The 3,570-nt window shown below is 71.4% G+C and carries 5 protein-coding genes; 3 read left to right on the top strand and 2 right to left on the bottom strand.

What is annotated here, in order from left to right; all coding sequences use genetic code 11:
* Together ACIGXO_RS33595 and ACIGXO_RS33600 are read left to right on the top strand one after the other, a co-directional pair.
* A partial coding sequence (locus ACIGXO_RS33595) for an adenosylhomocysteinase (protein WP_399794491.1) occupies window positions 1-207 on the top strand: 207 nt, incomplete at its 5' end.
* A 134-nt stretch (window positions 208-341) separates the two neighbouring features.
* Window positions 342-974 carry a hypothetical protein gene (locus ACIGXO_RS33600; protein WP_399794493.1) on the top strand — a complete coding sequence of 211 codons (633 nt, stop codon included), beginning with the start codon at window positions 342-344 and terminating at the stop codon, window positions 972-974.
* Window positions 975-1,024: 50 nt separating this feature from the next.
* On the opposite strand, the gene ACIGXO_RS33605 is transcribed toward ACIGXO_RS33600, so the two are convergent.
* The gene (locus ACIGXO_RS33605) at window positions 1,025-1,990 is read right to left on the bottom strand and encodes an RDD family protein (RefSeq protein ID WP_399794495.1); all 966 of its coding nucleotides are present in this window, start codon (window positions 1,988-1,990) and stop codon (window positions 1,025-1,027) included.
* Between the two features lie 136 nt (window positions 1,991-2,126).
* On the opposite strand from ACIGXO_RS33605, the gene ACIGXO_RS33610 reads away from it, so the two are divergent.
* Window positions 2,127-3,134 (top strand): stage II sporulation protein M, encoded by a 1,008-nt coding sequence (locus ACIGXO_RS33610; protein ID WP_399794497.1) that lies wholly within the window; start codon window positions 2,127-2,129, stop codon window positions 3,132-3,134.
* A gap of 251 nt (window positions 3,135-3,385) precedes the next feature.
* On the opposite strand, the gene ACIGXO_RS33615 is transcribed toward ACIGXO_RS33610, so the two are convergent.
* A partial coding sequence (locus tag ACIGXO_RS33615) for a hypothetical protein (RefSeq protein WP_399794499.1) occupies window positions 3,386-3,570 on the bottom strand: 185 nt, incomplete at its 5' end.

A 3,570-nucleotide genomic window follows, 5' to 3' on the forward strand; every position in this document is an offset into this window, starting at 1 on the left:
CAGACGCTGGCCCAGATCGAGCTGTTCACCAAGCCCGAGCAGTACCCGACGGACGTGTACGTGCTGCCCAAGCACCTGGACGAGAAGGTCGCCCGCCTCCACCTGGACTCGCTGGGCGTCAAGCTCACCGAGCTCCGCCCCGAGCAGGCCGCCTACATCGGCGTCGAGGTCGAGGGCCCGTACAAGCCCGACCACTACCGCTACTGACGGCCACCGGCTGCGCCACCGCTTGATCCAGGCCCCCGTCCCCAGGGCGGGGGCCTGGCCCGTCCCGGCCCTTGCGTAGCCTCGTCAGCAGCCCCCTTCGCGGGTCGCCCCGACGGAACCACTGAAGGACCCCCATGCCCCGCGGCCGCTACTCCCTGCACGACCCGCACGATCACACCCCCCTCGGTGAAGAGCACTTCCACTGCGCCACCGGCCCCTCCGGCTGGCGCTACGTCTCGCAGATCACCACCCCCTCCGGCGACCACGCCGGCTCCGTCGACCTCACCCTCGACGACCTCGGCCGCCCCATCCGCCTGGAACTCCACGCGTCGTCCTGGCAGGTGCGCGGCGCCGCACTCGACGGCGTCACCTGGGTCCGTACCGACCCCTCCGGCACGCACGCCACCGAAGGCAACGTCCCCGCCCACTCCTTCACCGGCGCGTCCCCCGCTTTCCTCATCGCCACCGCCCGGCTGCTGCGCCCCGCCCCCGGCTCCGGAGCCGTCCGCGCCCGGCTCGTGGCCTTCACACCCCCCGTCCTCGCACCCCGGACGCTCGACCAGTCCTGGGCCCTGGTGAACAGGACAGCACACGCCACTGACAACGGCCCGCTGACTGTGGACGAGTACCAGGTCAACGACCTGGAGACCGGCGAACAGCACGCGATCCACCTCGCCGGCGACGTGGTCCTCTCGGCCCCCGGCATCGAGCTCGAAAACCTCGAATCCCCGCCGTCGACCTTCACCACCGCCGAGACGGGATTCTGAGCCGCGGGCCGCCGAGGGCCGCGGTCGGTGGCCCGCTGTCGGCCGCCGGTTCAAGCGGGCGGCGCGAACCCCGTCGCACGGCCCGCATCCGCCCCGCTCGCGGACGCCGACTCTTCGGGCGCTGCGGGGCTTGCGGGCGGCGCGGCCCCGGCCGCCCCCACATCCGGCCCGGCCACTCCCGCCGACCGGTCCGCCCCCGCCGATCGTTCTGCCCCTGCCGACCGTTCCATTCCCGCTGACCGGTTCTCCGCTCCCGCCGACCGTTCCGGTCCGAAGGCCCGCCGCGCTTCCCGCCCCTGCCGTTCGACCACCACCGCCGACAGATAGGCGGCCGGATGCACGCCCTGCGGCGGCACCGCCCCCGTCCACCTCACGAAGTCCTCGGTGAGCTGTCCGGCCATCCGCCACCCGACCTGCGGATCCAGCTGCCCCGTCCGAGCCAGGAACTGCCGTACGGTCAGCCACCAGCTGTCCGGTACGCGCGACAGGTCCAGCGCCCCGAGCTGCCCCATGAGCCACGGCGGCGGAGGCGGCAGCGCCGACCCGCCCTCCGGCACCGGTATCCGCTCCCGTACGACGACCGTGCCCGCGAACACATCCCCCAGCCGCCGCCCGCGCGCCGACACCAAAGAGGCGAGGCACGCCACGACGCCCATCGTCAGCACGATCTCGATGGCCCCCATGGCGCCGCGCACCAGCGCGTGCCGGAAGCGGATCGGCCCGCCGTCCTCGCGCACCACCCGGAGCCCGCACGCGAGCTTCCCCAGGGACCGGCCGTGGCTCAGCGTCTCGACCACGATCGGAACCCCGATCAGTACGAGGACGAACGCCGCCACCGACAGGGCCGCCAGCGCGGCTGAGTCCAGTGAGCCCGCCGCCGCGAACAGCGCCATGGAGATCAGGATGTAGCCGGCCCAGGTCACGGCAAGATCGATGAGCACCGCCAGGGCCCGGCTCGGCAGCCTGGCAGGCCGCAGCCCGAGTACGACCGCCTCACCCGTCACCAGCTCGTTCATCCCCGCCGTCCTCTCGCCTGCGTCCCCGCCCGCCCCGCTGCCGGCACCGCCAGTCTGCCAAGCCGGTACGACAATGGGCCCAGTACGTTCATCATGAGGACCAAGGCCGTCACATGGGGACGAGGAGCGCTACTGAATGGACGTCGATGTCTTCGTCACGGCGCACCGCGCCGAGTGGGACCGCCTCGACACCCTGGTACGCCGCAAGCGCCGCCTCTCGGGCGCCGAGGCCGACGAACTGATCACCCTGTACCAGCGCGCCACCACGCACCTCTCACTGCTCCAGTCCACCGCACCGGACCCCGCCGTGACCGGCCGGCTGACCTCCCTGGTCGCCCGCGCGCGCAGCGCCGTGACGGGCGCGCGCAAGGCGTCCTGGCGCGACGCCGCCCACTTCTTCACGACCTCGTTCCCCGCCGCGCTCTACCGGCTCCGGCACTGGTGGATACCCACCGCGGTTCTCTCCACCGTGGTCGCGGCCCTCATCGGCTGGTGGATCGCCGCGAACCCGGAGGTCCAGGCATCCATCGGGGCTCCCGACGCCCTACGGGAGATGACCCGACCGGGCGGCCAGTACGAGACGTACTACTCCAGCCACCCCGCCGCCTCCTTCGCGGCCCAGGTCTGGACGAACAACGCCCAGGCGGCCGCGCTCTGCCTGGTCCTCGGCGCCTTCCTGTGCGTGCCGGTGCTCTGGATCCTCTTCCAGAACATGCTCAACGTGGGAGTCGGCATCGGCCTCATGGCCTCCGCCGGCCGCCTCGACACGTTCCTCGGCCTGATCCTCCCGCACGGCCTGCTGGAGCTGACGGCCGTCTTCGCCGCCGGGGGAGTGGGCCTCAAGCTCGGCTGGACGGTGCTCGACCCGGGTCCGCGCACCCGACGGAACGCCCTGGCGGAGGAAGGGCGCGCGGCACTGGGCGTGGCCCTGGGCCTGGCCGCCGTGCTCCTCGTGTCCGGAGCCATCGAAGGCTTCGTCACCCCGTCCGGCCTGCCGACGTGGCTCCGCATCGGCATCGGGGTCGTCGCCGAGCTGGCCTTCTTCGCGTACGTCTACGGGCCCGGCCGCCGCGCTGCCCGGGCGGGGGAGACCGGCGACATCGAGCGCTCCGACCGCGACGCCACGCTGCCCACCGCCGCCTGATCGACAGCTGCACCACAGCCTGAACAGCAGCCCCCGGGGCCCTGGGGCGCCGATGTGCACCGGGCACCCCTGAGCTGCTAATCTCCTGTCCACCCGAGGAAGCCCGTTGACACGGACGACTCGGGGAGGTAGATTTTAACGGTTGCCGGGAGCTGGACAAGCTCCCCCGCGACGGCTAACATCTACTGCGCTCCGGCCGAAATTCAATTCGGCGGGGCCTTTCTGGTCTCTTATCGGGAACGTCAGGTCGATCAAATCGACGTCAACGCTTCTGATAAAGTCGGAGCCGCTGAAAAGCGAAAGGCCATTCCAAAGGCCATCGGAAACAAATTCGGACCGCAGCTTCGCAAGAAGCGGGAACGAATGAGGATCTGGTAAAGTCGGAGCCGCTGAAAGGGAAAGCCCGAAAGGGCCGGACCGGAAAGCAACCCCGCTC

This window comes from Streptomyces sp. NPDC053542 (genome assembly GCF_044544685.1).
Lineage (GTDB): Bacteria > Actinomycetota > Actinomycetes > Streptomycetales > Streptomycetaceae > Streptomyces.

Coding starts and splice junctions, on each gene's coding strand:
- ACIGXO_RS33600 (WP_399794493.1), top strand. CDS start 342: ATGCCCCGCGGCCGCTACTCCCTGCACGACCCGCACGATCACACCCCC.
- ACIGXO_RS33610 (WP_399794497.1), top strand. CDS start 2,127: ATGGACGTCGATGTCTTCGTCACGGCGCACCGCGCCGAGTGGGACCGC.
- ACIGXO_RS33605 (WP_399794495.1), bottom strand. CDS start 1,990: ATGAACGAGCTGGTGACGGGTGAGGCGGTCGTACTCGGGCTGCGGCCT.